The sequence below is a fragment of the Rhodanobacter sp. KK11 genome, from assembly GCF_033345435.1.
In the GTDB taxonomy this organism is placed as follows: Bacteria; Pseudomonadota; Gammaproteobacteria; order Xanthomonadales; family Rhodanobacteraceae; genus Rhodanobacter.
In genome coordinates this window covers 822,242-845,673 of sequence record NZ_JAWPMI010000001.1, presented here as the reverse complement: position 1 = coordinate 845,673, position 23,432 = coordinate 822,242, and the positions used below count along the sequence as shown (strand labels likewise).

General features: G+C 64.6%; 23 protein-coding genes. 19 read left to right on the top strand and 4 right to left on the bottom strand.

Features of this window, described 5'->3' with window-relative positions:
- Complete coding sequence (locus R5H19_RS03655; protein ID WP_318157619.1) at positions 1-1,458, bottom strand: NAD(P)(+) transhydrogenase (Re/Si-specific) subunit beta; 1,458 nt, start codon at positions 1,456-1,458, stop codon at positions 1-3.
- Complete coding sequence (locus R5H19_RS03650; protein WP_318157618.1) at positions 1,458-1,763, bottom strand: NAD(P) transhydrogenase subunit alpha; 306 nt, start codon at positions 1,761-1,763, stop codon at positions 1,458-1,460. The genes R5H19_RS03655 and R5H19_RS03650 overlap by 1 nt, the downstream gene beginning before the upstream one ends.
- A gap of 150 nt (positions 1,764-1,913) precedes the next feature.
- Here R5H19_RS03650 and R5H19_RS03645 point away from each other — a divergent pair, with 150 nt between their 5' ends.
- Genes R5H19_RS03645 through R5H19_RS03635 form a run of 3 tightly spaced genes read left to right on the top strand, consistent with a single transcriptional unit; the run spans position 1,914 to position 3,442 of the window.
- The gene (locus tag R5H19_RS03645) at positions 1,914-2,498 is read left to right on the top strand and encodes an RNA polymerase sigma factor (RefSeq protein ID WP_318157617.1); all 585 of its coding nucleotides are present in this window, start codon (positions 1,914-1,916) and stop codon (positions 2,496-2,498) included.
- Positions 2,495-2,893, top strand: a complete 399-nt coding sequence (locus tag R5H19_RS03640) for a hypothetical protein (protein WP_318157616.1) — start codon at positions 2,495-2,497, stop codon at positions 2,891-2,893. Before R5H19_RS03645 ends, R5H19_RS03640 begins: the two co-directional genes overlap by 4 nt.
- 3 nt (positions 2,894-2,896) lie before the next feature.
- Positions 2,897-3,442: a DUF3106 domain-containing protein gene (locus R5H19_RS03635; protein WP_318157615.1), complete on the top strand. Its 546-nt coding sequence runs from the start codon at positions 2,897-2,899 to the stop codon at positions 3,440-3,442.
- A gap of 113 nt (positions 3,443-3,555) precedes the next feature.
- Here R5H19_RS03635 and R5H19_RS03630 read toward each other — a convergent pair whose 3' ends face one another.
- Positions 3,556-4,656: an NAD(P) transhydrogenase subunit alpha gene (locus R5H19_RS03630; protein WP_318157614.1), complete on the bottom strand. Its 1,101-nt coding sequence runs from the start codon at positions 4,654-4,656 to the stop codon at positions 3,556-3,558.
- Positions 4,657-4,789: 133 nt separating this feature from the next.
- On the opposite strand from R5H19_RS03630, the gene cdd reads away from it, so the two are divergent.
- The 3 genes from cdd (at position 4,790) to R5H19_RS03615 (ending at position 6,739) form a co-directional block, all read left to right on the top strand.
- Positions 4,790-5,206, top strand: coding sequence for a cytidine deaminase (gene cdd, locus R5H19_RS03625; protein ID WP_318157613.1), 417 nt, complete (start codon positions 4,790-4,792; stop codon positions 5,204-5,206).
- A gap of 61 nt (positions 5,207-5,267) precedes the next feature.
- Complete coding sequence (locus tag R5H19_RS03620) at positions 5,268-5,837, top strand: nitroreductase (RefSeq protein ID WP_318157612.1); 570 nt, start codon at positions 5,268-5,270, stop codon at positions 5,835-5,837.
- Entirely contained in the window at positions 5,825-6,739 is a 915-nt protein-coding gene (locus R5H19_RS03615; protein WP_318157611.1) for a 5'-3' exonuclease H3TH domain-containing protein, read from the top strand. The genes R5H19_RS03620 and R5H19_RS03615 overlap by 13 nt, the downstream gene beginning before the upstream one ends.
- Before the next feature lie 881 nt (positions 6,740-7,620).
- Here the strand turns inward: R5H19_RS03615 and R5H19_RS03610 are convergent.
- A complete protein-coding gene (locus tag R5H19_RS03610) occupies positions 7,621-9,750 on the bottom strand; it encodes a S9 family peptidase (RefSeq protein ID WP_318157610.1) in 2,130 nt (709 codons plus the stop codon).
- A gap of 202 nt (positions 9,751-9,952) precedes the next feature.
- On the opposite strand from R5H19_RS03610, the gene R5H19_RS03605 reads away from it, so the two are divergent.
- The 13 genes from R5H19_RS03605 to R5H19_RS03545 all read left to right on the top strand — a co-directional run bounded on the left by R5H19_RS03605 (position 9,953) and on the right by R5H19_RS03545 (position 23,331).
- A complete protein-coding gene (locus R5H19_RS03605; RefSeq protein ID WP_318157609.1) occupies positions 9,953-10,393 on the top strand; it encodes a pilin in 441 nt (146 codons plus the stop codon).
- A 346-nt stretch (positions 10,394-10,739) separates the two neighbouring features.
- Entirely contained in the window at positions 10,740-11,183 is a 444-nt protein-coding gene (locus tag R5H19_RS03600) for a pilin (protein ID WP_318157608.1), read from the top strand.
- Positions 11,184-11,254: 71 nt separating this feature from the next.
- A complete protein-coding gene (locus R5H19_RS03595) occupies positions 11,255-13,270 on the top strand; it encodes a tetratricopeptide repeat protein (protein WP_318157607.1) in 2,016 nt (671 codons plus the stop codon).
- The gene (locus R5H19_RS03590; RefSeq protein WP_318157606.1) at positions 13,267-15,261 is read left to right on the top strand and encodes a hypothetical protein; all 1,995 of its coding nucleotides are present in this window, start codon (positions 13,267-13,269) and stop codon (positions 15,259-15,261) included. Before R5H19_RS03595 ends, R5H19_RS03590 begins: the two co-directional genes overlap by 4 nt.
- 78 nt (positions 15,262-15,339) lie before the next feature.
- Complete coding sequence (gene gmd / locus R5H19_RS03585; RefSeq protein WP_318157605.1) at positions 15,340-16,449, top strand: GDP-mannose 4,6-dehydratase; 1,110 nt, start codon at positions 15,340-15,342, stop codon at positions 16,447-16,449.
- Between the two features lie 5 nt (positions 16,450-16,454).
- Positions 16,455-17,384 (top strand): GDP-L-fucose synthase, encoded by a 930-nt coding sequence (locus R5H19_RS03580; protein WP_318158146.1) that lies wholly within the window; start codon positions 16,455-16,457, stop codon positions 17,382-17,384.
- Entirely contained in the window at positions 17,368-18,717 is a 1,350-nt protein-coding gene (locus tag R5H19_RS03575) for a flippase (protein WP_318157604.1), read from the top strand. The genes R5H19_RS03580 and R5H19_RS03575 overlap by 17 nt, the downstream gene beginning before the upstream one ends.
- A complete protein-coding gene (locus tag R5H19_RS03570) occupies positions 18,717-19,592 on the top strand; it encodes a methyltransferase, TIGR04325 family (RefSeq protein WP_318157603.1) in 876 nt (291 codons plus the stop codon). The genes R5H19_RS03575 and R5H19_RS03570 overlap by 1 nt, the downstream gene beginning before the upstream one ends.
- Positions 19,573-20,259: a class I SAM-dependent methyltransferase gene (locus R5H19_RS03565; protein ID WP_318157602.1), complete on the top strand. Its 687-nt coding sequence runs from the start codon at positions 19,573-19,575 to the stop codon at positions 20,257-20,259. The genes R5H19_RS03570 and R5H19_RS03565 overlap by 20 nt, the downstream gene beginning before the upstream one ends.
- On the top strand, positions 20,256-21,029 hold the full coding sequence (locus tag R5H19_RS03560) for a hypothetical protein (RefSeq protein ID WP_318157601.1): 774 nt from the start codon (positions 20,256-20,258) through the stop codon (positions 21,027-21,029). Before R5H19_RS03565 ends, R5H19_RS03560 begins: the two co-directional genes overlap by 4 nt.
- Positions 21,026-21,463 (top strand): hypothetical protein, encoded by a 438-nt coding sequence (locus tag R5H19_RS03555; RefSeq protein WP_318157600.1) that lies wholly within the window; start codon positions 21,026-21,028, stop codon positions 21,461-21,463. The genes R5H19_RS03560 and R5H19_RS03555 overlap by 4 nt, the downstream gene beginning before the upstream one ends.
- Positions 21,464-22,573, top strand: coding sequence for a DegT/DnrJ/EryC1/StrS family aminotransferase (locus R5H19_RS03550; protein ID WP_318157599.1), 1,110 nt, complete (start codon positions 21,464-21,466; stop codon positions 22,571-22,573).
- Positions 22,570-23,331 carry a methyltransferase domain-containing protein gene (locus tag R5H19_RS03545; RefSeq protein WP_318157598.1) on the top strand — a complete coding sequence of 254 codons (762 nt, stop codon included), beginning with the start codon at positions 22,570-22,572 and terminating at the stop codon, positions 23,329-23,331. Before R5H19_RS03550 ends, R5H19_RS03545 begins: the two co-directional genes overlap by 4 nt.
- Positions 23,332-23,432: the final 101 nt, after the last annotated feature.

The window sequence follows — 23,432 nt, the reverse complement described above, 5'->3', positions numbered from 1 at the left end:
TCAGGCGTCGATGTCCTTCAGCGCCGCCACCAGCTCGCCTACCGCCGCCTGACCGTCGCCGTACAGCATGCGGGTGTTGTCGGCGTAGAACAGCGCGTTCTCGATGCCGGCGAAGCCGGTACCCTTGCCGCGCTTGATCACGATCACCTGCTTCGCCGCGCTGACGTCGAGGATCGGCATGCCGTAGATCGGCGAGGCCGGATCGGTCTTCGCCAGCGGGTTGACCACGTCGTTGGCGCCGATCACCAGCGCCACGTCGGTGGCGGGGAATTCCGGGTTGATGTCGTCCATGTCGGCGATCAGGTCGTACGGCACGCCGGCCTCGGCCAGCAGCACGTTCATGTGGCCGGGCATGCGGCCGGCCACCGGGTGGATGGCGAACTTCACCTTCACCCCGCGCTTGATCAAGAGCTGGGCGAACTCCCACACCTTGTGCTGCGCCTGCGCCACCGCCAGGCCGTAGCCGGGCACGATCACCACGCGTTCGGCGTAGGCCATCATCACCGCCGCATCGCTGGCGTCGACCGGTTTCTGCGCGCCCCCGATCGCCTGCGCCTCGCCGCCGGCGGCGCCGAAGCTGCCGAACAGCACGTTGCCGAGCGAGCGGTTCATCGCCTTGGCCATCAGCTGGGTCAGCAAGGTGCCGGCCGCGCCGACCACCATGCCGGCGATGATCATCGCCTCGTTGCCCAGCACGAAACCCTCGAACGACACCGCCAGGCCGGTGAACGCGTTGTACAGCGAGATCACCACCGGCATGTCGGCGCCGCCGATCGGCAGCGTCATCATCAGGCCGAACGCCAGCGCCAGCGCGAAGAACGCCACGATCAGCGCCGGGCTGGCATGGCCGACGGCAAGCAGCACGCCGGTGGCCAGCGCCGCCGCCAGCAGCAGCAGGTTCACCGTGCGCTGGCCGGGGAACACGAAGCGCTTGTCCATCCAGCCCTGCAGCTTGGCGAACGCCACCAGCGAGCCGGAGAAGCTGACCGCGCCGATCAGCGCGCCGAGCACGCCCAGCGCCAGCTCGGTCGGCGACAGCGCCGGCGGCAGGCCGTTCACCGCCCACGCCTCCGGCCGCAGCGGCGAGGTGTCCGGCACCGCATGCAGCAGGCCCGCCGAACGCGCGTAGCCGATCAGTTCCACCGCGCCGATCGCCGCCGCCGCACCGCCGCCCATGCCGTTGTACAACGCCACCATCTGCGGCATCGCCGTCATCGCCACGCGGCGGCCGCTCCACCAGGCGGCGGCCACGCCGACCAGCACCGCGGCGACGATCAGCCCGCGGTTGTGCATGTCCGGCAGGAAGAACGTGGCCAGCACCGCCAGCAGCATGCCGAAGCCTGCCCAGACGATGCCGCCGCGCGCGGTGCGCGGCGAGCTCATGCGTTTCAGGCCCAGGATGAACAGCAGCGCGGCGAGGAAATAGCAGGCCTTGATCAAGGTGGGCAGCCAGCTCATCACTTGGCCTCCTTGCCGGCGCCCGGCTTGCTGGACTTGAACATCTCCAGCATGCGCTCGGTCACCACGTAGCCGCCGGCGGCGTTGCCGGCGCCCAGCAGCACGCCGATGAAGCCGATCGCGATCTCGAACGGCGTGTTCGCGTGGCCTAGCGCGATCATCGCCCCGACCAGCACAATGCCGTGCACGAAGTTGGAGCCGGACATCAGCGGCGTGTGCAGGATCACCGGCACCCGCGCGATGATTTCGTAGCCGGTGAACGCGGCCAGCATGAAGATGTACAGCGCCAGGAAACCGTCGATCATGACCCCATTCCCCTTCCAAGCCGCCCGCCCGGACGTCGAGTTCGCATCATACGGGTGCGGGTCAACCCATGCGAGCCTGCCGCGTTGAACAGCGGGAACAAACCGTTGGAGCCCGAGGATGCTGCACCCGACGCCGCGGCTGATGAATCCATGAACAGCGTGGTCGGCACGCTCGGCACCGACCTGCTGGGCGACGCCCGCGAAACGCCCGCCACGCTGGATGCGTTCCTGGCGCAGATCGAGCGTCGCGCGTTCCGCATGGCCGAGCTGCAGCTGCGCCACCGCGAGGACGCCCTGGACGCAGTGCAGGACGCCATGCTGCGGCTGGTGCGGCACTACCGCGAGCGGCCGGCCGCGGAGTGGTCGCCGCTGTTCTGGGGCATCCTGCGTCGGCGCGTGGTCGACCTGCAGCGCCGGCGCAAGGTGCGCTCGATCGTGGTGGGCTGGCTCGGCGGCGGCCGCGACGACGACGGCGACGAGCTGCCCGCGTGGGAACCGGTCGACCCCGGCCAGGACCCGCTCGGCCGACTGCACGACGTGCAGTCGTACGCGGACATGGCCGCCGCGGTCCGGCAGTTGCCGCCGCGCCAGCGCGAAGCCTTCATGCTGCGCATGCTGGAAGGGCTCGACGTGGCGGAAACCGCCCGCGCCATGGGCTGCTCCGAAGGCAGCGTGAAAACCCATCTGTCGCGCGCGATGCACCATCTGCGCGACCAACTGGAGGATTGGCGATGAACTCGCCCGACAACAGCAGGCTCGACGAACAGCTCGAACAGCGTGCCCGCGAACTCTGGCAAGAGGCCGCCCAACGCCTCGACCCGGCCACCGCCGGGCGCCTGCGCGCGGCCCGGCGGCAGGCGCTGGAGACGGCACGGGTGCCCGCCGCGCGCCGCGCCGTCCGCTGGCTGATCCCGACCGGTGCCTTTGCGGTGATCGCGCTGGCCGCGATGATGGTGTGGCGGCCGTTGCCGCCGCAGCCCGCCGCCACCGCGATGCACGCCGCCAGCGGCGTCGACGACCTGGACAGCGAGCTGCCGCCGGATGCCGACAAGGCCGATCCGAACCTCTACCAGAACCTCGACTTCTACGGCTGGCTGGCTTCCACCAGCAGCCACACGGCAGCCCGCTGAACCATGACCCGAATCCTCCGCCCGATCCTGACCCTGCTGCTGGCCGTGCTGCTCGGCGGCATCGCCACGGCGCCGCTGCACGCACAGGACGCGCCCTCGCCACCACCCCGCAGCGACGCGCCGCCGCCGCGCCCGTGGAGCAGCCTCGACCCGGCGCAGCGCGACGTACTGGCGCCGCTGCAGAACGAATGGAACGGCATGTCGCCGCGCAAGCAATCGCGCATGCTGCAGCGCGCCGAACGCTGGGTGACCCTGTCGCCGGAGAAACGCGAGGAAATCCGCCGGCACATCGCCCACTGGCAGCAAATGACCCCGGACGAACGCCGCCAGGCGCGCGAGAACCGGCGGAAGTTCAACGAACTTTCGCCGCAGCAGCGCGACCAGTTGCACGCCACCTTCGAGCGCTTCCAGCGACTGCCGCCGGATCAACGCGAAAAGCTGATCCGCGAATGGCGCGCCCTGCCCCCGGCCGAACGCCTGCACTGGGACGAGCGCCGCGGCCGCGATCGCCCGCCGGCACCGCCACCCGGCGGGCCCGGCCAACCCTGATCGACAAAATGCCCCGCCTTGCGCGGGGCGTTTTTTCAAGATCCGTAGGGCGGGCACTGCCCGCCGCTCTTGCCCGTCAAAAGCCGGCGGGCAGTGCCCGCCCTACGGCCCGTTCAGCCGGCGAAGCGTGTCTCGCCGGCGTGGGCCAGGCAGCTCTTCGCCACCAGCTCGTCGTCGAAATCCGGCTTCAGCTCGCCGTCGTGCGCCAGCAGTTCAAGGAAGTTGAATACGTTGCGCGCGTACATCTCCGACGCATGCAGCGGCGCGCCGGCGGGCAGGTTCAGCGGGCCCAGGATCGCCACGCCGCCGTGCTCGACCCGCTCGCCCGGGCGGGTCAGTTCGCAGTTGCCGCCGCTCTCGGCGGCCAGGTCGACGACCAGCGCGCCCGGCTTCATGCCCTCGACCATCGCGGCCGTCAGGATCTTCGGCGCCGGCCGCCCCGGCACGGCCGCGGTGCTGACCACCACGTCGAACGACTTCAGGTGATCGGCCAGCGCCTGCTGCTGCGCGGCGCGCTCCTCCGCCGACAGCTCGCGTGCGTAGCCACCGCTGCCCGCCGCGCTGACGCCGAGGTCGAGGAACTTCGCGCCCAGCGACTCCACCTGCTCGCGCGTCTCCGGGCGCACGTCGTAGCCCTCGGTCTGCGCACCCAGCCGGCGTGCGGTGGCGATCGCCTGCAGACCGGCCACGCCGGCGCCGATCACCAGCACCTTCGACGGCCGGATGGTGCCGGCGGCGGTGGTCAGCATCGGGAAGAATTTCGGCGAGGCCTCGGCGGCGATCAGCATGGCGCGATAGCCGGCCACCGCCGCCTGCGAGCTCAATACATCCATCGCCTGCGCGCGGGTGGTGCGCGGCAGCAGCTCCAGCGAGAACGCGGTGAGCTTGCGCGCGGTGAGCGCGGCGATGCGTTCGGCCGCGCCGTACGGACGCAACTGGCCGACCACCACGCTGCCTTCGCGCAGGCCGGCGAACACCGCGTCATGCGGCGGCAGCACGCAGGCCAGCACGTCGGCTTGCGCCAGTACGCCGGCGGCATCGGCAAACTCGGCCTCGGCATAGCTGGCGTCGGGAAAACCGGCGGCGCGCCCCGCGTCATGCTCCAGCAATACGCGCAGGCCCTTGCCGCGCAGCTTCTTCGCCATCTCGGGCGTGATCGCCACGCGCCGCTCCCCGGCGGCAGTCTCGCGCAAAGCGGCTACGGTGATCGGCATGGTGCAGTCCCCTCGGCATTGGTCCAGCCATCTTAACGGCACTCGCAGGCTTTGATCCGGGCCGGCGCAAAAGAGTAAGCTGGCCCGCCGGCACACGCGCCCATGCGCGCCGGGGTCATCGCTGGAGTTCCCGATGCCCGCCATTTCCGATGCTTTCGACGACCTGCTGGCCTTGGCGCGCAGCGCGCGCGAACAGGCCTATGCGCCATATTCGAACTTCCAGGTCGGCGCCGCCCTGCTCACCCGCGACGGTCGCCGCTTCAGCGGCTGCAACGTGGAAAACGCCTCCTACGGCCTTTGCAACTGCGCCGAACGCACCGCACTGTTCAACGCCGTCGCCGCCGGCTGCCGGCCCGGCGACTTCGCCGCCATCGCGGTGGTCGCCGACACCGACGCGCCGGTCAGCCCCTGCGGCGCCTGCCGCCAGGTGATGTCCGAACTATGCGACGACGCCATGCCGGTGCTGCTGGCCAACCTGCGTGGCGACACCCGGCAGACCAGCGTGGCCGCCCTGCTACCGGGCTCGTTCAAGCTACCGCTGTCGGCCTGACCGTTCGCACGCAACGGCTGCGCCGGCTAGCATGGGCAGTCCCCATCGAAAGAACCGCTCCATGTCCGCTGCCCTGTCCCTGCTCCAGCAACGCCATTCCGTCCCCTCGCGCCAACTCGGCGAGCCGGCGCCGGACGAGGCGACCTTGCACGAATTGCTGGAGGCGGCGATCCGCGTGCCCGACCATGGCAAGCTGGTGCCGTTCCGGCTGATCCGCCTGCAGGGCGAGGCGAAGCTGGCGTTCGGCGAACGGCTGGCGGCCATCGCCACCCGCAATCACCCGGAGATGTCCGAGGCCAAGCTGGAAAAGGAGCGCACGCGCTACACCTTCGCGCCGCTGGTGATCGCCGTGGTTGCCAGGCTGCAGCTCGACAGCAAGGTGCCGCAGATCGAGCAGAAGCTGTGCGCCGGCAACGTCGCCTACAACATCCTGCTCGGCGCCTACGCGTTGGGCTATGGCGCGCAATGGCTGACCGGCTGGGCCGCCTATGACCGCGAAGTGGCCGGCGCCCTCGGCCTGGCGGAGAACGAGCACGTGGTCGCCTTCGTCCACCTCGGCACGCCGCGGATCGAGGTACCCGACCGCGAGCGCCCGGCGCTGGACGAGCTGGTATCCACATGGACGCCGTGAGCACGCCGGCGAACGGACGTCCAGCCGTCCATTTGATCGACGGCAGCATGTACGTGTTCCGCGCCTGGCACTCGATGCCGGACGAATTCCACGACGCCGACGGTCATCCGGTCAACGCAGTGCACGGCTACACCCGTTTCCTGTGCGAGCTGCTCGAGCGCGTGCAGCCGGAACACATCGCGGTGGCGTTCGACGCCTCGCTGACCAGCTCGTTCCGCAACGCGATCTATCCGCCGTACAAGGCCAACCGCGAACTGCCGCCACCCGACCTGGAACGCCAGTTCGTGCAGTGCCGCGCAATCACCGAGGCGCTCGGCGTGCACCTGATGATCGACCACAGCTTCGAGGCCGACGACCTGATCGGCAGCACCGTGTGGAACCTGCGCGCGCAGGGCTGGCGCAGCGTGATCGTCTCCGCCGACAAGGATTTCGGCCAGCTGCTGGGCGAGCACGACGAGCAGTGGGACTACGCCCGCGGCCTGCGCTGGGGGCCGGCCGGCGTGCACGAAAAACTCGGCGTGCACCCGCACCAGGTCGCCGACTACCTGGCCCTGTGCGGCGACAGCGTGGACAACATCCCCGGCGTGCCCGGCATCGGTGCCAAGACCGCCGCCGCCCTGCTCAGCCATTTCGGCAGCCTCGACGCGCTGCTCGACCGCGTCGACGAAGTCGCCTTCCTGCGCCTGCGCGGCGCCGCCGCCTGCGCCGCGAAACTGCGAGAGCACGCCGAGCAGGCGCGGCTGTACCGTCGCCTCACCCGCATCGCGCTGGACGCCCCGGGCGCCGACTCCGCCGACACCCTGCAGCGCCGCCCACCGCCGCTCGACCAACTCGACGCGCTATGCGAGCAACTGCGCTTCGGCGCCTTCACCCGCAGCCGGCTGCGCGCCTTGGCGGACTGATCGCAAGAGCCACCCCCTCCCAGCCTCCCCCTGCCTTGCAGGGGGAGGAAGCCATGGCCAGCACCGCCATGCTTTTGCTCCCTCCCCTGCATCGCAGGGGAGGGCTGGGGTGGGGTGCTCTTGATCTTTCCCGCCAGTCCGAAGCTACCCCCTCCTGACCTCCCCCTGCCTTGCAGGGGGAGGAAGCCATGGCCAGCACCGCCAAGCTTTTGCTCCCTCCCCTGCATCGCAGGGGAGGGCTGGGGTGGGGTGCTCTTGATCTTTCCCGCCAGCCAGAAGCTACCCCCTCCCAACCTCCCCCCTGCCTTGCAGGGGGAGGAAGCCATGGCCAGCACCGCCAAGCTTTTGCTCCCTCCCCTGCATCGCAGGGGAGGCTGGGGTGGGGTGCTCTTGATCTTTCCCGCCAGTCCGAAGCTACCCCCTCCTGACCTCCCCCTGCCTTGCAGGGGGAGGAAGCCATGGCCAGCACCGCCAAGTTTTTGCTCCCTCCCCTGCATCGCAGGGGAGGGCTGGGGTGGGGTGCTCTTGATCTTTCCCGCCAGCCCGGGGCTACTCCCTCCTAACCTCCCCCTGCCTTGCAGGGGGAGGAAGCCATGGCCAGCACCGCCATGCTTTTGCTCCCTCCCCTGCTTTGCAGGGGAGGGCTGGGGAGGGGTGCTTTTGATCTTTCCCGACAGCCCGGGACTACCCCCTCCTGACCTCCCCCTGCCTTGCAGGGGGAGGAAGCCATGGCCAGCACCGCCATGCTTTTGCTCCCTCCCCTGCATCGCAGGGGAGGGCTGGGGTGGGGTGCTCTTGATCTTTCCCGCCAGCCCGGGACTACCCCCTCCTAACCTCCCCCCTGCCTGGCAGGGGGAGGAACAAAAGCGCTGACAATCGGCTCAATGCGAGGCGGCCCCCGGGGCGCCCTTCGCCGTCCACTGCTTCAGCCAGGCGTTCACCGAGTCATGCCACTGCACGCTGTTGTGCGGCTTCAGCACCCAGTGGTTCTCGTCGGGGAAGTGCAGCAGCTGGCTGGGAATGCCCCGACGCTGCAGCGCGGTGAACGCGCCCAGGCCCTGGGTGTCGGGGATGCGGAAATCCTTGGCCGAATGGATCACCAGCATCGGCACGCGCCAGTCCTTGACGTGGTTGAGCGGGTTGAACTTCTCGTAGTTCTCCGGGTGCTCGTACTGGGTGCCGCCGTTCTCATGCTCCTCGAACCACAGCTCCTCGGTGTCGTAGTACATCGCGCGGGCGTCGAACACGCCGTCGTGGTCGACCAGACACTTCCACGGCTGGTTCCACACGCCGGCGATCCAGTACACCATGTAGCCGCCGTAGCTGGCGCCGAGCGCGCAGGCGCGGTTGCCGTCGAGGAAGCTGTACTTGTCCAGCGCGGCCTTCCAGCCCAGCTTCAGGTCTTCCAGCGGCTTGCCGCCCCAGTCGCCGGAGATCGAGTCGGTGAACGCCTGGCCGTAGCCGGTGGAACCGTGGAAGTTCACCGTCACCACCGCGAAGCCCTGGCCGGCGTAGGTCTGCGGGTTCCAGCGGTAGCTCCAGCCGTTGTTCATCGCGCCCTGCGGGCCGCCGTGGATGATGAACGCCACGGGATAGGTCTTGCCCGGCTGATAGTCGACCGGCTTCACCACGTAACCCTGCACGGTTTCGTTGTTCCAACCCTTGAAGGTGAAGAACTCGGCGTCGCCCATCTTCGCGTTCTTCAGGTCCGCTGCATTGAAGTGGGTGACCTGCTTCAGGCCGCTGCCGTTGGCGGCAGCCAGGTAGACGTCGGCCGGCCGCTTGAGGTCGTCGCGGGTCAGCAGCAGCTTGCCGGCGGCCAGCGAGAAGCCGCCCACCGTGCCATCACTGACCAGCTGACTGACCTTGCCGCTGGCCGTGTCGATCGCGAACAGCGGGTGCTGGCCGTTGTCGTCGGCAGTGGCGTACAGCGTCTTGCCGTCAGCGGAAAGCGTCAGGCCGCCGGGCGAGCGGTCCCACTGCGGATCGACCTCACGCTTCGCGCCGCTGGCCAGGTCCAGCGCCATGATCGCGAAGCGGTCCGCTTCGAAACCCGGCGTCTTCATCGCCAGGTAGTACAGCGTCTTGCCGTCCGGCGAGGCCACCGGGTAGGCGTCCCACGCCTTGTTCTCGGCGGTGAGGTTCTTCGGCGCGGCCGAGCCATCCGCCGGCACGCTGTACACGTCGAAGTTGGTCGACCACGGCTCGGTAGTGCCGGCGATGCGCGCACCGAAGTACACGGTCTTGCCGTCCGGCGCGAAGCCGAACTCGCTCTCGTCGCCGAACGGCTTACTCGGCACGTCGCCGTCGATGCCGCGGCTCAGCAGTTTCGGCTCGCCGGCCAGCTGGCCCTTGCCGTCGAAGCGGGCCACGAACAGCTGGTTGCGCCGGCCGTCGGCCCAGCTATCCCAGTGCCGCACGAACAGCTTGTCGTAGAGCGTGCCGCTAGCCTTGTCCTTCGCGCGTGCGTCGAGGCGCTGCTGGGTGCACGAAAGCGTGGCGCAATCGGTGAACACCTCGTACGACAGCAGCACCTGCTTGCCGTCCGGCGACAGCTTGTAGCCGCCAACGTCCAATACCCCATGACTTACCTGCGCCGGTGCAGCATGCCGCGCCAGATCCAGGCCACCCTTGCCGCCCAGGTCCACCCGCCACAGCTGCGCCACGCCCTTGGCCGGCGCCACGAAATACAGGCTGCGCCCGTCCGCCGACCAGCGCGCCGAGCTGCCCTTGTCCACCACCTTCACCGGCTGGCCGCCCTTGCCCAAATCCAGCACGTAGATCGCGTTGACGCCCTTGTTCGCCGCGTAGTCGGTACTGCGCACGCCGAACGCCGCATGGCGCCCGTCCGGCGACAGCTGCGGGTCGCTGACCCGATCCATCATCACCAGGTCGCGCACGTTGAAGGCGTGCGCGCCCTCGGCCTTGACGAAGGCGGTATCCACGGCGGACTGCGCCATCGCAGGCGCCGCCACCAATGCGAGCAGCAGCGCGGCTATGAGAGGTTTCATGGGTGGTCCTTGGGTGTTGAAAGCGGTGACGGTAAAGCGCAGGCCCATCGAGACGCAAGCAAGCCGGAATCGGTCGAGATGGGCCGTAGACCGCCGGAGGGCTTCAACGGCCAAGTTCATCGTTGTGATGCGACGCACACTCCGTCTTCACATTTGGTACAAATCGTGAATGCCCTTGGGAGCACTCACAGGGGAGTCCACCATGTTGCGCCAGCGCATTTCCGCCGGTTTCACCTTGATCGAGCTGATGATCGTCGTGGCGATCATCGCGATCCTGGCCGCCATCGCCATCCCGGCGTATCAGGATTACCTGATCCGGACGCAAGTCACCGAGGGCATGGTGCTGGCCACCGGCGCCAAGGCCGCGGAATGGGATTTCGTTTCCAACACCGGACGGTTCCCCTCAAGGAACGAATCCGCAGGCCTCGCAAAAAGCACGTCCATCACTGGCGACTACGTTTCCAGCGTGGATCTGGCCCCCGCCGGCAAAATCACAGTTGCATTCAACGGCCCCAAGGCAAACGCCAGCATCAGGAGCAGCACGCTGGTGCTTTCCGCCGTCACCCTTGCCGGCAGCATTACCTGGAGTTGCAACGGCGGGACGGTGGCGGACAAGTACCTGCCCGCGACCTGCCGCAAGTAATTTCACCGCCGCCCGCCATTCATTAGCTGTCGCACAAAGTGACGACAAGCGTCACTAAGTGACCGACACGAGCAACGTGCCCTCATGCAGCCACGGTCACAGTTCCAAAACCTTATGCGCTATTTCACCAAGGGTTGCGGGCTTTCGTGACCGCGGGCACAATCCAAAGGCCTACGGTTGTGAGGGAATAAGCCTGCGGCAAGCGTGGCATGCAAGCTGCTTGACTTGCCGCGAGCTTCCTGGTCGTTCCGACCATGCGAATGGGGTCCGTTCCCGCCTAGGGGGATAAGGGACTGGGGCTCAGGGGGCATCACACGGTTAGCTAACCAAAGACAGAGGAACCACCATGAAGAGCATGCAGAAAGGCTTTACCCTGATCGAACTGATGATCGTGGTCGCGATCATTGCGATCCTCGCCGCGATCGCCATCCCGGCTTACCAGGACTACCTGATCCGCACGCAGGTGTCGGAGGGCGCGGTACTGACCGACGGCGCGAAGACGGCGATCTCCGAGTTCTACTCCAACAGGGGCAGCTTCCCCGGCAACAACGCCTCGGCTGGCCTCGCCGCGGCTGGATCTATCTCTGGCAAGTACGTGAAGTCGGTTGATATCTCCGGCACCGCCGGCAAAATCGTGGCTACGTTCAGCAAAGATTCGCCGCAATCGGCGAATAAGGCCATCGACACCAAGACTTTTGTGCTGTCTGCCGTCACCCATAGCGGCTCAATCGCATGGAGCTGCACCGGGTCGACGGTTGATGCCAAGTACCTGCCGTCCTCCTGCCGCTAAGCTGCAATCCGGTTCAGGCACGTTTGGAAGGGCCGCCTTGCGCGGCCCTTCTTCTTTTCACGGAAGCCCGAATGCGAACGAACTTCTCAGCGATCTATTGGATCGCGCCGCCCCTGTTCTGCCTACTGGCATGCGTGAGTTACTACCCAGGTTTGCATGGCGGTTTCCTGTTCGACGATTTTGCGAATCTGCCCGTACTCGGCGCCAGCGGCCCCATCGACAACTGGCCGGTATTTTGGCGTTACATCACCTCGGGTATCGCCGACCCAACTGGGCGCCCGTTGACGCTGCTGACCTTCCTGCTCGACGCCAACAACTGGCCGGCGGATCCGTTCCCGTTCAAGCGCACCAATCTGATCCTGCATCTGCTCAACGGGGCCCTGCTCTATACCCTACTGGCCCAGCTGGCTGGCCTGCTGGGTTACAGCGACCGACGCAGTCGAACTGCCGCCCTGTTGGGAACCGCACTCTGGCTACTGCACCCCCTGCTGGTTTCCACCACGCTGTACATCGTGCAGCGCGAGGCCATGCTGCCTGCCACGTGCGTCATGGCCGGCCTGCTGATCTGGTTGCACGGCCGTCATCAGTTGACCCAAGGCAGAACCGCGGCTGGACTCACCTGGAGCACGCTGGGCCTGGGAGGCTTCACGGTGCTGGGAGTGCTGGCAAAGGCCAACGGCGTCTTGCTGCCGATACTTGCCTTGCTGATCGAGCTGGTTGTGCTTGCCCGTCGGCACGTCATGCACCACAGCGGCGCGCGGCAAGCGTATCGGTTGGTATTGTTCGCTTTGGTCATCGCTCCCTCGGCTGCCATCCTTGGCTACCTGTTCTGGACGGGCTTCCATGGCACGCTTGCCGGCGGCCCAGTCGGATCTCGTCCGTGGAGCGTCGGCCAGCGCCTGCTTACCGAGCCGCGTGTGCTGCTGGACTACCTGCAACTGCTGTGGTTGCCACGACCGTTCTCCAGCGGACTGTTCAACGACCAGTACATAGCCTCCACCTCGTGGCTGCAACCAATCACTACCCTGCCCGCCATGTTGGCCGTGCTCGGCCTGGTCGGGCTCGCCTGGTGGCAACGTCGGCAGCGCCCCGCGCTTGCCTTGGCCCTACTGTTCTATTTCGCCGGTCAGTTGCTGGAATCCACCTCGATACCGCTGGAGCTCTATTTCGAGCACCGCAACTACCTGCCTGCCTTGCTGATGTTCTGGCCGCTCGGCCTGTGGCTGGCCGACACACGCAAGCTGCACTTGCTCAAATACGCCTTGATGCTGGTACTTCCGCTTGGCCTGGCCTGGATGACCTATGCCCGCGCTGAGCTGTGGGGCAACGTACACAGCCAGGCTTTGTTGTGGGCCAAGATCAACCCCAATTCGGCACGCGCCCAGACCAACGCCGCACAGATCGAGATGCAGGCCGGGCAACCACAAGCGGCCATCCAGCGCCTGGAAAAACTGTTGGCGCACCAGCCGGATCAGGTACAGCTTGCCTTCAACCTGATCGGCGCGCGATGCATGACCGGCGGCATTACGGCTGCCGATCTCGCAGCAGCGCAACTTGCCATGCAAGGCACGCCGAATACCGGCACCCTGTTCGCCAACTGGTTCGAGCGCACACTGCCCGTAGCGATGTCGGGCGGGTGCCCAGGGTTGACTGCACAAGGCCTGCAGAAGCTGCTCGACACCGGACTGGCGAATCCGAAACTGTCCGCGGCCGGGCCGCAACAGGATCTGACCTATCTGCGCGGCAAGATTGCGCTCGCACAGGACCAGCCAGATGCAGCCCTGGCCGATTTCATCCATGCGCTCGACCTGCAGGTACGGCCTGGCATGGCTCTCGAAGCCGCTGCGACCTTGGGGCGTGCCGGTTACCCGTCACATGGCCTGCGCCTGCTCGACCATTACGAGGCCGTCAGCGACAAGGCCATGAAGCCCGGCTTCGGCATGCCATGGCTGCATGAATGGGTGCTCAAACGCCAAAACTACTGGTCGCATGAGTTGGAGCACTTGCGGCATCAGCTCGCTCTCGACGCCGCGGCGAACCGCGGGAATACTTCCAATCATTCCCTCCAACCAGGTGTCTCAGCTTGACGGACTTTCTTCGCCGCTCACCGTGGCGTCTCCTGGCGCTGCTTGCCGCATTCACCATCACCCTGATCGTCTATTGGCCGGGGCTCTCTGGGGGATTCCTGTTCGACGACTACCCCAACATCGTCGACAACAAGGGGGTACAGCCACACGATGCCAGTCTCCCGTCACTGGTGGGCGCTGCGCTTTCCTCGCCGGCAAGCGACTTCAAACGTCCATTGGCCTCGTTGAGCTTCGCCATCAACTATCTGGCGACCGGACTCGATCCCTATTGGATGAAGCTGACCAACCTGCTGATCCATCTTCTGAACGGATGGCTGGTCTATCTGCTCTCGTTGGCACTGCTGCGATCCGATCCTGCTCGCCAGCATCCGCATGCCTCCCTGGTTGCCGTGCTGATCGCTGCCGGGTGGATGCTGTTGCCGATCAACCTCACCGCCGTGTTGTACGTGGTGCAGCGCATGGAGAGCATGGCCAACCTGTTCGTGTTGCTGGGGCTGCTCGGCTACGTGACGGGCCGCCGCCGCATGCTCGACCCGCGTCATGTTCCGCCTCCGACCAGCTTCGGGAATACGCAATGGACCGGCTTCATCCTTTGCGCAGCCAGCATCACCATACCGACCGCCATCGGCACCCTGGCCAAGGAAACCGCGGTGATGCTGCCCCTGTACGCGTTGCTGATCGAATGGACCTTGTTCCGTTTCAGCCAGTCGCAGAAAGCGGCAATTCCCCAGGAAGAACACCAGATCAGATTTTCGCGACGCCATGACCCGCGCCTGATCGGCCTGTTCCTGCTGGTGCTCGCGCTGCCCTTTGCCCTGGGCCTGGCATGGCTGCTGCCGAACGTGCTGAAACCGGCAACCTGGGCGGCACGCGACTTCACCCTCGGCACGCGCCTGCTGAGTGAAGCACGCATCGTCACCGACTACGTCGCATGGACCCTCCTGCCCACCCCAAACGCGCTGTCGTTCTACCACGACGACTTCCGTATCTCGACCGGGCTGCTGTCCCCGTGGAGCACTCTGGCCAGCCTCGTCTTCCTCGTAGCCCTGACCGCATTGATGCTCTGGTTGCGCCCGCGCAAACCACTGGCGGCCCTTGGCATCGCCCTGTTCCTGAGCTGCCAGCTGCTCACCGGCACCATCCTGCCGCTGGAACTGATCTACGAACATCGCAATTACTTCGCCAGCTTCGGCCTGCTGTTGGCGATCACACCGCTGTTCGCTGCTCCGCGCAGCCAACCATTCGCGCTGCCGCGTCATGTGCTGCTTGCCGGACTGCTGCTGAGCTGGACCGCGCTCACTGCCATGACGGCTTACGCCTGGGGCAATCCCCTGCGACTGGCCGAGGACCTGGCCTTGCGTGCGCCGCAATCACCGCGCGCCCAATACGAACTGGGCCGGACCTATATCATCTATTCGCACTACGACCCTGCCTCGCCTTTCACCAGGCTGGCCTACGCGCCACTGGAAAAATCTGCGTCGCTGCCCAATTCATCCATCCTGCCGGAGCAGGCGCTGATCTTCATGAACGCGCGCATGAAGCTGCCGCTGAAGGATGCCTGGTGGGACAGCATGATCGCCAAGCTTCAGGCACGCAGACCCGGCGTACAGGATGAAAGCTCGCTTGGCGCATTGACGCAGTGCGCGCACGAAGGCCGTTGTGACCTGCCACAGCAGCGCATGATGAATGCGTTCATGGCAGCGCTCTCACATTCCGCCCCCAGTGCTCGCCTACTTGCCACCTATGGCGACTACGCCTGGAACGTGCTTGAGGATCATGCGCTCGGCGAGCGCATGACTGAGGCAGCCGTCAACGCAAGCCCGTACGAACCGGCTTATCAGATCACCTTGATCCGCATGCTGGCGGCACAAGGTCGAACGGACGAGGCACACCAAGCCATCCAACGACTGCAGAAACTGAACGTTGGTGGCCGCCTGGATGAAGAACTCGATGCACTACGATTGCGATTGGGCAGTCCATCACATGGCTGATCCAAAGTGTTGCTACGCGTAAGGTCAGGCAGCGTTTAGACTGTTGCCTTGCGGCCACCTTGAGGCAATGGGACACCAGTGAAACGCGCACTCATTTCTGGAATTACAGGGCAGGATGGCGCCTATCTGGCCGAATTTCTCTTGGCCAAAGGCTACGAAGTGCACGGCATCAAACGCCGCGCATCGTCATTCAACACCGAGCGCATTGACCACCTCTATCAGGATCCCCACACGCCAGATCGAAGGCTAGTACTGCACTATGGCGATCTGACTGATTCGACCAACCTAATCCGCATCGTGCAGCAGGTGCGTCCCGACGAAATCTACAACCTCGGCGCGCAGAGCCACGTGCAGGTCTCCTTCGAGACCCCCGAATACACGGCCAACGCTGATGCCCTGGGTGCGCTGCGCCTACTGGAGGCCATCCGCATCCTCGGTCTGGAAGGCAGCACGCGCTTTTACCAGGCCTCGACTTCGGAACTCTACGGACTAGTGGCGGAAACGCCGCAGACCGAGCGCACGCCTTTCCATCCCCGCTCGCCCTACGGCGTGGCGAAGCTCTACGCCTACTGGATCGCGGTCAACTACCGCGAGGCCTATGGCCTGTACGCCTGCAACGGCATCCTGTTCAACCACGAGTCGCCGGTACGCGGCGAAACCTTCGTCACACGCAAGATCACCCGTGGGCTGGCTCGCATCCACCTCGGCCTACAGAATTGCCTGTACCTGGGCAACCTCGACGCCCGCCGCGACTGGGGGCACGCCCGAGACTACGTCGAAGCGCAATGGCTGATGTTGCAACAACCGCAGGCCGAAGACTACGTGATCGCCACCGGCAAGCAGCACTCCGTGCGTGAGTTCGTCGATTGCGTCGCACGTGAACTGGGCATGGCGCTCGAATGGGTCGGCAGCGGCATCGACGAAAAGGCCATCGTTGCCCATGCGTCCGATGATTCCGCGGCGAAAGCTGGGCAGTGCATCGTCGCCATCGACCCACGCTACCATCGTCCAGCCGAAGTGGATACGCTGCTGGGCGACCCGGGCAAGGCACGCGAAAAACTCGGCTGGGTGGCGCGTACCAGCTTCGATACCCTCGTGCGCGAAATGACGACATCGGATCTTTCCCACGCGCGCCGTGACGCCCTGATCGAGCGATCCGGTTTTCGGATCACGCAGCACCACGAATGAACCCGATGCACACATCATCCAGGATCTACGTAGCCGGTCACCGCGGCATGGTGGGTTCGGCCATTGTCCGCCAGCTGCAGGCTGAAGGCTTCGACAACCTCGTCCTGCGGACAAGGCAGGAGCTCGACCTGACCGACCAACGCGCTGTCGAGGATTTTTTCGCCGCCGAGCGCCCCGAATACGTATTTCTGGCGGCTGCCAAGGTTGGCGGCATCCACGCCAACGACACCTACCCCGCCGAATTCCTGCGCGACAACCTCGCAATCCAGACCAACGTGATCCACAACGCCTGGAAGCACGGCACGAAAAAGTTGCTGTTCCTGGGCTCTTCCTGCATCTACCCCCGCGACTGCCCGCAGCCGATCAAGGAGGAATACCTGCTGACCGGCCCGCTTGAACCGACCAACGAGTGGTACGCAATCGCCAAGATCGCCGGTCTCAAGATGTGTCAGGCCTACCGCAAGCAATACGGCTTCGACGCCATCTGCGCGATGCCGACCAATCTCTACGGCCCGGGCGACAACTATCATCCGGAAAATTCGCATGTGGTGCCCGGCCTGATCCGGCGCTTTCATGAAGCCAAGCTTGCCAATGCACCGGAGGTATCGATCTGGGGAACAGGCACGCCATTGCGAGAGTTCATGCACGCGGATGACCTTGCGGATGCCCTACTTTTCCTGATGAGCAACTACAGCGCCGCGGACATAGTCAACATCGGTTCCGGACTGGAAGCCAGCATTGCAGCACTGGCCCGACTGATCGCCGAAGTCGTCGGCTATCGCGGAACCTTGCAGTTCGACCCGTCGAAACCGGATGGCACACCACGCAAGCGGCTGGATACCTCGCGTCTGACGAGCATGGGCTGGCGATCCAGAATCCCGTTGCGCGAGGGCCTCGCCCGCACCTACTCCAACTGGAATGATTGTCGAAACTGAATATCAGCCCCCCAGTACGCGCTGGCGCGGATTGCGTCGCGACACGTTTTGGCAGATGGCCGAGCGCGGCACTCGCGCTGCATTGGGTTTCGTCGTCAGCGTGGCCATCGCGCGTAACTTAGGGCCCGATGGTTTCGGCCTCTATTCTTATGCCCTAGCGACCGTCGCATTGTTCGCCTTTCTTGCGCAAGCGGGCCTCGATGCGCTGTTGATCCGTGAACTCGTGCGTGCGCCGCAACGTGCGACCAGCATCCTTGCCGAAGGACTCGCGCTGCGCTTCGCCGGCGCCATGTGCGCAGGCCTCGCCTCGATAGCTGCCGCAATGCTCGCGGCGCCGGCAGGCATGCAGGCATCGACGCCTCTCGTGGCCATCCTCGCACTCGCCGGCCTCTTGCAATCTGGATGGGTCGCCGAGTCATGGCTGCAAGCGAACCACTGCTTCGCCGATGCGACGCGCGCCAAGATCATCGCATATACCATCGGCGCGGCCATGCGCCTCGGGTCACTCATGCTGCCGACGCCGCTGATCCCGCTGGCCATTGTCTCCGTGGTCGAAGCGTTCGCCGCCGTGGCGTTGCTGTGGCGTGCGTCACAGCAACGGCTCGAGCTCGGTTTCGGCGCACTCTCAATTCCAGATCGCCGGCATACGCTGGCTCTCGCTCGCCTCGCATCGCCGATGCTGCTGTCGGCCTTCGCCACCGCGATCTACAGTCGCATCGATGTGTTTATGCTGGGTCGCATGCTTGGCGGTGACGCTGTTGGTTTATATAGCGCGGGCACGATGCTCTCCGAAGGACTCTACCTCGTACCTGCCGCGGTAATGGCTGCGGTGGCGCCACGACTCGCGAGCCTCTACTTGCAAGACCGCGCCGCCTTCGATGCGGCCGTACATGGCTTCCTTCGCCTCCTTTCCGTAAGCGGCCTGCTGATGTCTACCGGCGTCACTCTGCTGGCGCCATACGCAATCTCCCTGTTGTTCGGTGCAAGCTATTCCTCCGCAGCGGGCGTGCTGCAGATTCACGTCTGGTCGACCTGGGCCGTCTTCCTCAGTTGCGCCAGCGATCCGTGGTACATCAACCATGACTTGCGGCGCTTCTACCTGATGAAGACGTCGGTTGCGGCGATCCTCAACATCTGCCTCAACTTTGCCCTGATTCCACGGTTCGGAATCAATGGCGCCGCATGGGCAACCGTCGTGTCCTACACAGTGTCAGCACTCGGTATGGGGGTACTTTGGAAAACAACGCGGCCACTGTTTCGCCTCCAGAGTCGCGCAATACTTGGCTTGCCCGGTGTCTCACGCGTTCACGCCCCTACCGATGATTCGAAATAATGAGTAAGGCACTGATCCGAGAGTGGGTACCTCCGATCGCACTGCGTGCTGCCAATCGGCTGATTGGCGCCGAAACTCGCTTCAGGGGACCCTATATCGATTGGACGTCTGCGATAGCGGCAACTTCGGGCTATGCGCACGAGGATATACTCCAGCGCGTACGCGTTGCCACGGAGCGCGCACTAGCGTCGAATCAGTCATACGAACAGGACGGCGTGGTGAACAACTCTCCGCCGCCATCGCACGCCCTCTCATCACTGCTTGCTATTGCAGGAAGTATCGGCGGCGTGGCAACAGTGGTCGATTTCGGCGGCAGTCTGGCGACTCATTATCTGCGCTGGCGACCGTGGCTGCGTGTCCTGCGTGACGTGCGCTGGCACGTGATTGAACAGCCGCATTTCGCAGAAGCCGGCAGACAACTGTTCGCCGGCCATCCCGCGGTTTCTTTCGGCAGCACTATCGATTCGGCGCGCGATCTGAGGCCCCACATCGTGTTGGCGTCGGGGTCGATCCAGTACGTGCAGGATCCGATGGCAAAGCTTCAGGAGCTCATGGGTCTGCGCCCGGCAGGAATCGTGCTCGATCGCACAATATGCGCCGATGACGGGCGGCAACGCCTTCTCACACAGCATGTGCCTTGGACAATTGTCAGAGCGAGCTACCCCATGTGGCTGTTGTCGCAAGCCAGTATCGCGGCATGTTTGGATCGACACTACACCCATCTCGTCGACTTCGTCTCCGATGACCCACCCATACGCCAAGCTCATCACCGTGCAACCTATCGCGGTTCCGCGTGGCTGCGGAAGCTCCCCTTTCCCGCCATAGAATCTTCAGTAGCTCAAACGGACTCACCCAATGCCCACCAAAGATTATGATGGTTATTCGAAGTACGGCTCGACCGAGGCCGAGACCTATGAAGCGCTCCGGATCAACGAACCGTTATGGCACTTCGAGAACGCGGCGGTAGAGCACTATTTCGCTACCCACGCGCCAGCCCGCATCCTCGATCTACCGGTCGGCACAGGCCGGTTCCTGCATTGTTTTCCGAGGGATTCAGATGTACTCGGCATCGATATTTCCGAGCATATGCTTGCTGAGGCCCAACGCAAGCGCGACGCGTTGGGGATGACGCACGTGCGTCTACAAAAAGGCGATGTCTTTGCGTTAGGGGAAGATGATGAAACTTTTGATGCAATAGTGTGCTTCCGTTTGCTACATCTGCTCCCACCGGACCGCCTTGTCGCGGCGCTTAAGGAGTTGCGACGCGTGCTCAAGGGCACACTCATCGCTCAAGCGTATGTGCATGGCACCCCGTTGCGCCGTATCACCTCACGTGCACTGCGCTTTGCCGGAAGGATAAGTGGCCTACTGCGCCCACAGCATCCCCTGCGTTCTCCGCAGCACATCGAAGCCTGGAACCACACACGCGCGCAGTTCGAGTCCGCATTTGCAGAAGCTGGCCTTCGAGTTCACTCCGATATGCTGATCGGCCACTACTATGGTCATCAAGTGCGCGTATTCTTACTGAAACCAGCGACATGAACATCTTGCATCACTTCGCCCACCGGCTGTTCTACCGCGTTCGGTCGGTACCAATACGCGACTGCGTACACTACTGCGGCTTCCGTTATGGTAGGGGCGAGTTCAACCCATATGAAGAGTATTTTCGAGGCTTGGCCTCCGGCGAACCCATGAATTGTGCTCGTGCTCGTTTGCGCGACTTTCTCCTGCACTACCGACCACAAGACCTTGCGCAAGCGCTCTCATTGGACATCGCCAATGCGCCGCCTCTGTGGCAATTCCCTTGGAATCGAGTGCATTCCGGCACGCCGAAAGGCTGGCGCCAGACGGCGGATGAAATACCTGACGTGCTGACGCATTTTTCGGACGAAGGTGTTCCAGAACAACGCATCCATGACGAGTACGGCTGGCTAGAGGGTGCCTGGCGCGCTATTTCCTCGGAAGGGTATCTGCCCGGCAAATACAGCTACGTACGCGTCTTCGAGCTCGTAGGCTCCGAACGGAGCGCGTACATTGTCGCTGACGGGAACCATCGCCTTGCAGCCCTTTCTACGCTTGGTGTTGAACGGATTGAGGTCATCCTCGCCCCACTCCGGACAGCACATCGAGCACGAAACGCGAGCTGGCCCGCTGTGCGCGACAATCGTCTCCGCCAAGATGATGCGCTACGCATCTTTGACGCCTACTTCCATGGAAACCAATGCCCGCACCGAACCAAGACCCTCGCTCCCGTATGGACAAGCGCCAATCCAGCGCGCAAGCGTGAAAAAAAACATGGAGGACAAACGTGATCGAAGAAATTCGCCACAGCAACAAAATCATCGCGATCATCATTCGTTCAGGCTATAACGAACAGGGCATCCACTTCTTCACGCCAAATGATTTTTCGCAGCAACTCGCCTACATGAGCCACCCTGCTGGCCACGTCATCGGAGCGCACTACCACAATCCAGTGCCCCGTGAAGTCATCTACACCCAAGAGGTTCTAGTCATCCGGCGTGGACGTCTGCGCGTAGATTTTTATGACGGTGCACGCAACCACTTCGAAAGTCGCGAACTTGAGGCAGGCGACGTCATCCTGCTTGCATCAGGAGGGCATGGTTTCGAAGTGCTCGAAGAATTGGAAATGCTGGAGATCAAGCAGGGCCCGTATTGTGGAGACAGGGACAAGACGCGGTTTGAAGGTAATCCAACGCGTCCCATGACTGACGCCAAGGAGAAATGAATGATCCCCGTCAACACACCACTGCTTGACGGCAACGAAAAGAAGTACCTGCTCGAGTGCATCGAATCGGGCTGGATTTCCTCCGAAGGGCCGTTCGTGCGGCAGTTCGAGGAGGCCTTTGCCGCGCGCGTCGCACGCCGCCATGGCATCGCCGTGAGCAACGGCACGGCTGCGCTCGACGCGGCCGTCGAAGCACTCGGCATCGGCCCCGGCGACGAGGTGATCCTGCCCGCATTCACCATCATTTCCTGCATTGGCCAGATCATTCGCGCCGGCGCCACGCCGGTGCTGGTGGACAGCGACCCGACGACCTGGAACATGGATGTGCGCCAGGTGGAGGCGAAGATCACGCCGCGCACCCGCGCCATCATGGCGGTGCACATCTACGGCCTGCCGGCGGACATGGATCCACTGCTGGAACTCTCTGCCAGACACGGCCTGGCGGTGATCGAGGACGCGGCCCAGATGCATGGGCAAACCTACAAGGGTCGCCCCTGCGGCAGTTTCGGCGACCTCAGCACCTTCAGCTTCTACCCGAACAAGCACGTCACTACGGGCGAAGGCGGCATGGTGCTCACCAACGACGACAAGCTGGCGGAAGACTGTCGCAGCCTGCGCAATCTATGCTTCCAGCCGCACAAGCGTTTCGTGCACGAACGGCTGGGCTGGAACCTTCGCATGACCAACCTGCAGGCTGCGCTGGGCCTGGCGCAGTTGGAACGCCTGGACGAATTCCTCGCCCGCAAGCGCCGCATGGGTGCGCACTACGACGCGGCCTTCTCGACACTACCCGCTCTCCAACGGCCTTTGGCCGAGACCGACTATGCACGCAACGCCTACTGGGTATACGGCCTCGTGCTGGGCGAGGAGCGCAACATGAAGGCCGAGGAGGCCATGCGCCAGTTGGCCGCCCGTGGGATCGGCACGCGCCCGTTCTTCTGTCCGATGCATTGGCAACCGGTGTTGCAGCGCCAGGGCCTATTCAAGGGCGAGTCCTACCCCGTGGCCGAGCGCCTCTATACCCAAGGCTTCTACATCCCTAGCGGATTGGGCTTGACCGATGCAGAACGGGACAGCGTCTGCGAAGCCGTCGCGGAGATCCTGGCATGAGTGCGTTCGCAGATCTCGCTCGCTTCTACGATGCCGTCTATGCAAACAAGGACTATGCCGCGGAAGCAGCCTACGTCGCTCGTCTGCTCGGTGCGCACGGACACGACCCGCGCAGCTTGCTGGAACTGGGCGCCGGCACCGGTCGCCTGGCCGTGGAACTGGCGCGCGGTGGCTTTCGCGTGCTCGGTATCGACGCCAGTAGCGAGATGGTGGAACGCGCCAACGGGCACCAGCGCCTGCTCGACATGGAGGAAATCTCCTTCCTCACTGCCGACGCCACCCGGTTCCGCGCGGAACAGCGATTCGATGCCGTCATCGCCTGCTTTCACGTACTCAACTACATGGCCACGCCACAAGCACTGGCCGCTACCTTCGCTACCGCGGCGGCACACCTCGAACCGGGTGGACTGTTCCTGTTCGACAGCTGGCACGGCCCCGCCGTACGCGCCCAGGGCCCCGAAACACGGGTACGCGACCTAGTGGTGGAAGGCGCGTCGGTCGTGCGCATTGCTGAGCCGCACCACGACCCCGCGCGCCAGACAGTGGACGTACGCTACCGGTTCTTCATCCAGTCGCCGCCCACGAAAGCATGGGAGCTGATCGAGGAAACCCACCATCTGCGCTACCTGTTCCGCGAGGACGTCGCCACCGCCTGTCGCGATGCCGGTTTCGAACTGGTGCGAGAGGAGGCCTGGCTGAGCGGAGCGCCGCTCGATGACCAGACGTGGGGTGCCTGCTACGTGGCTCGCCGCACCTGAGGCGCTATGTCGCGACGCCCCGTTGATCGCGGCATACTGCACCGGGCCGCGGGCAATACTTTCCGCGGTCTAGGCTTGTATACCGGAACCATGCCGATGAC

What these genes read in the sequence shown, in the direction of transcription:
- R5H19_RS03655 (WP_318157619.1), bottom strand. Translation starts at nt 1,458, where the DNA reads ATGAGCTGGCTGCCCACCTTGATCAAGGCCTGCTATTTCCTCGCCGCG.
- R5H19_RS03650 (WP_318157618.1), bottom strand. Translation starts at nt 1,763, where the DNA reads ATGATCGACGGTTTCCTGGCGCTGTACATCTTCATGCTGGCCGCGTTC.
- R5H19_RS03645 (WP_318157617.1), top strand. Translation starts at nt 1,914, where the DNA reads ATGAACAGCGTGGTCGGCACGCTCGGCACCGACCTGCTGGGCGACGCC.
- R5H19_RS03640 (WP_318157616.1), top strand. Translation starts at nt 2,495, where the DNA reads ATGAACTCGCCCGACAACAGCAGGCTCGACGAACAGCTCGAACAGCGT.
- R5H19_RS03635 (WP_318157615.1), top strand. Translation starts at nt 2,897, where the DNA reads ATGACCCGAATCCTCCGCCCGATCCTGACCCTGCTGCTGGCCGTGCTG.
- R5H19_RS03630 (WP_318157614.1), bottom strand. Translation starts at nt 4,656, where the DNA reads ATGCCGATCACCGTAGCCGCTTTGCGCGAGACTGCCGCCGGGGAGCGG.
- cdd (WP_318157613.1), top strand. Translation starts at nt 4,790, where the DNA reads ATGCCCGCCATTTCCGATGCTTTCGACGACCTGCTGGCCTTGGCGCGC.
- R5H19_RS03620 (WP_318157612.1), top strand. Translation starts at nt 5,268, where the DNA reads ATGTCCGCTGCCCTGTCCCTGCTCCAGCAACGCCATTCCGTCCCCTCG.
- R5H19_RS03615 (WP_318157611.1), top strand. Translation starts at nt 5,825, where the DNA reads ATGGACGCCGTGAGCACGCCGGCGAACGGACGTCCAGCCGTCCATTTG.
- R5H19_RS03610 (WP_318157610.1), bottom strand. Translation starts at nt 9,750, where the DNA reads ATGAAACCTCTCATAGCCGCGCTGCTGCTCGCATTGGTGGCGGCGCCT.
- R5H19_RS03605 (WP_318157609.1), top strand. Translation starts at nt 9,953, where the DNA reads ATGTTGCGCCAGCGCATTTCCGCCGGTTTCACCTTGATCGAGCTGATG.
- R5H19_RS03600 (WP_318157608.1), top strand. Translation starts at nt 10,740, where the DNA reads ATGAAGAGCATGCAGAAAGGCTTTACCCTGATCGAACTGATGATCGTG.
- R5H19_RS03595 (WP_318157607.1), top strand. Translation starts at nt 11,255, where the DNA reads ATGCGAACGAACTTCTCAGCGATCTATTGGATCGCGCCGCCCCTGTTC.
- R5H19_RS03580 (WP_318158146.1), top strand. Translation starts at nt 16,455, where the DNA reads ATGCACACATCATCCAGGATCTACGTAGCCGGTCACCGCGGCATGGTG.
- R5H19_RS03575 (WP_318157604.1), top strand. Translation starts at nt 17,368, where the DNA reads ATGATTGTCGAAACTGAATATCAGCCCCCCAGTACGCGCTGGCGCGGA.
- R5H19_RS03570 (WP_318157603.1), top strand. Translation starts at nt 18,717, where the DNA reads ATGAGTAAGGCACTGATCCGAGAGTGGGTACCTCCGATCGCACTGCGT.
- R5H19_RS03565 (WP_318157602.1), top strand. Translation starts at nt 19,573, where the DNA reads ATGCCCACCAAAGATTATGATGGTTATTCGAAGTACGGCTCGACCGAG.
- R5H19_RS03560 (WP_318157601.1), top strand. Translation starts at nt 20,256, where the DNA reads ATGAACATCTTGCATCACTTCGCCCACCGGCTGTTCTACCGCGTTCGG.
- R5H19_RS03550 (WP_318157599.1), top strand. Translation starts at nt 21,464, where the DNA reads ATGATCCCCGTCAACACACCACTGCTTGACGGCAACGAAAAGAAGTAC.
- R5H19_RS03545 (WP_318157598.1), top strand. Translation starts at nt 22,570, where the DNA reads ATGAGTGCGTTCGCAGATCTCGCTCGCTTCTACGATGCCGTCTATGCA.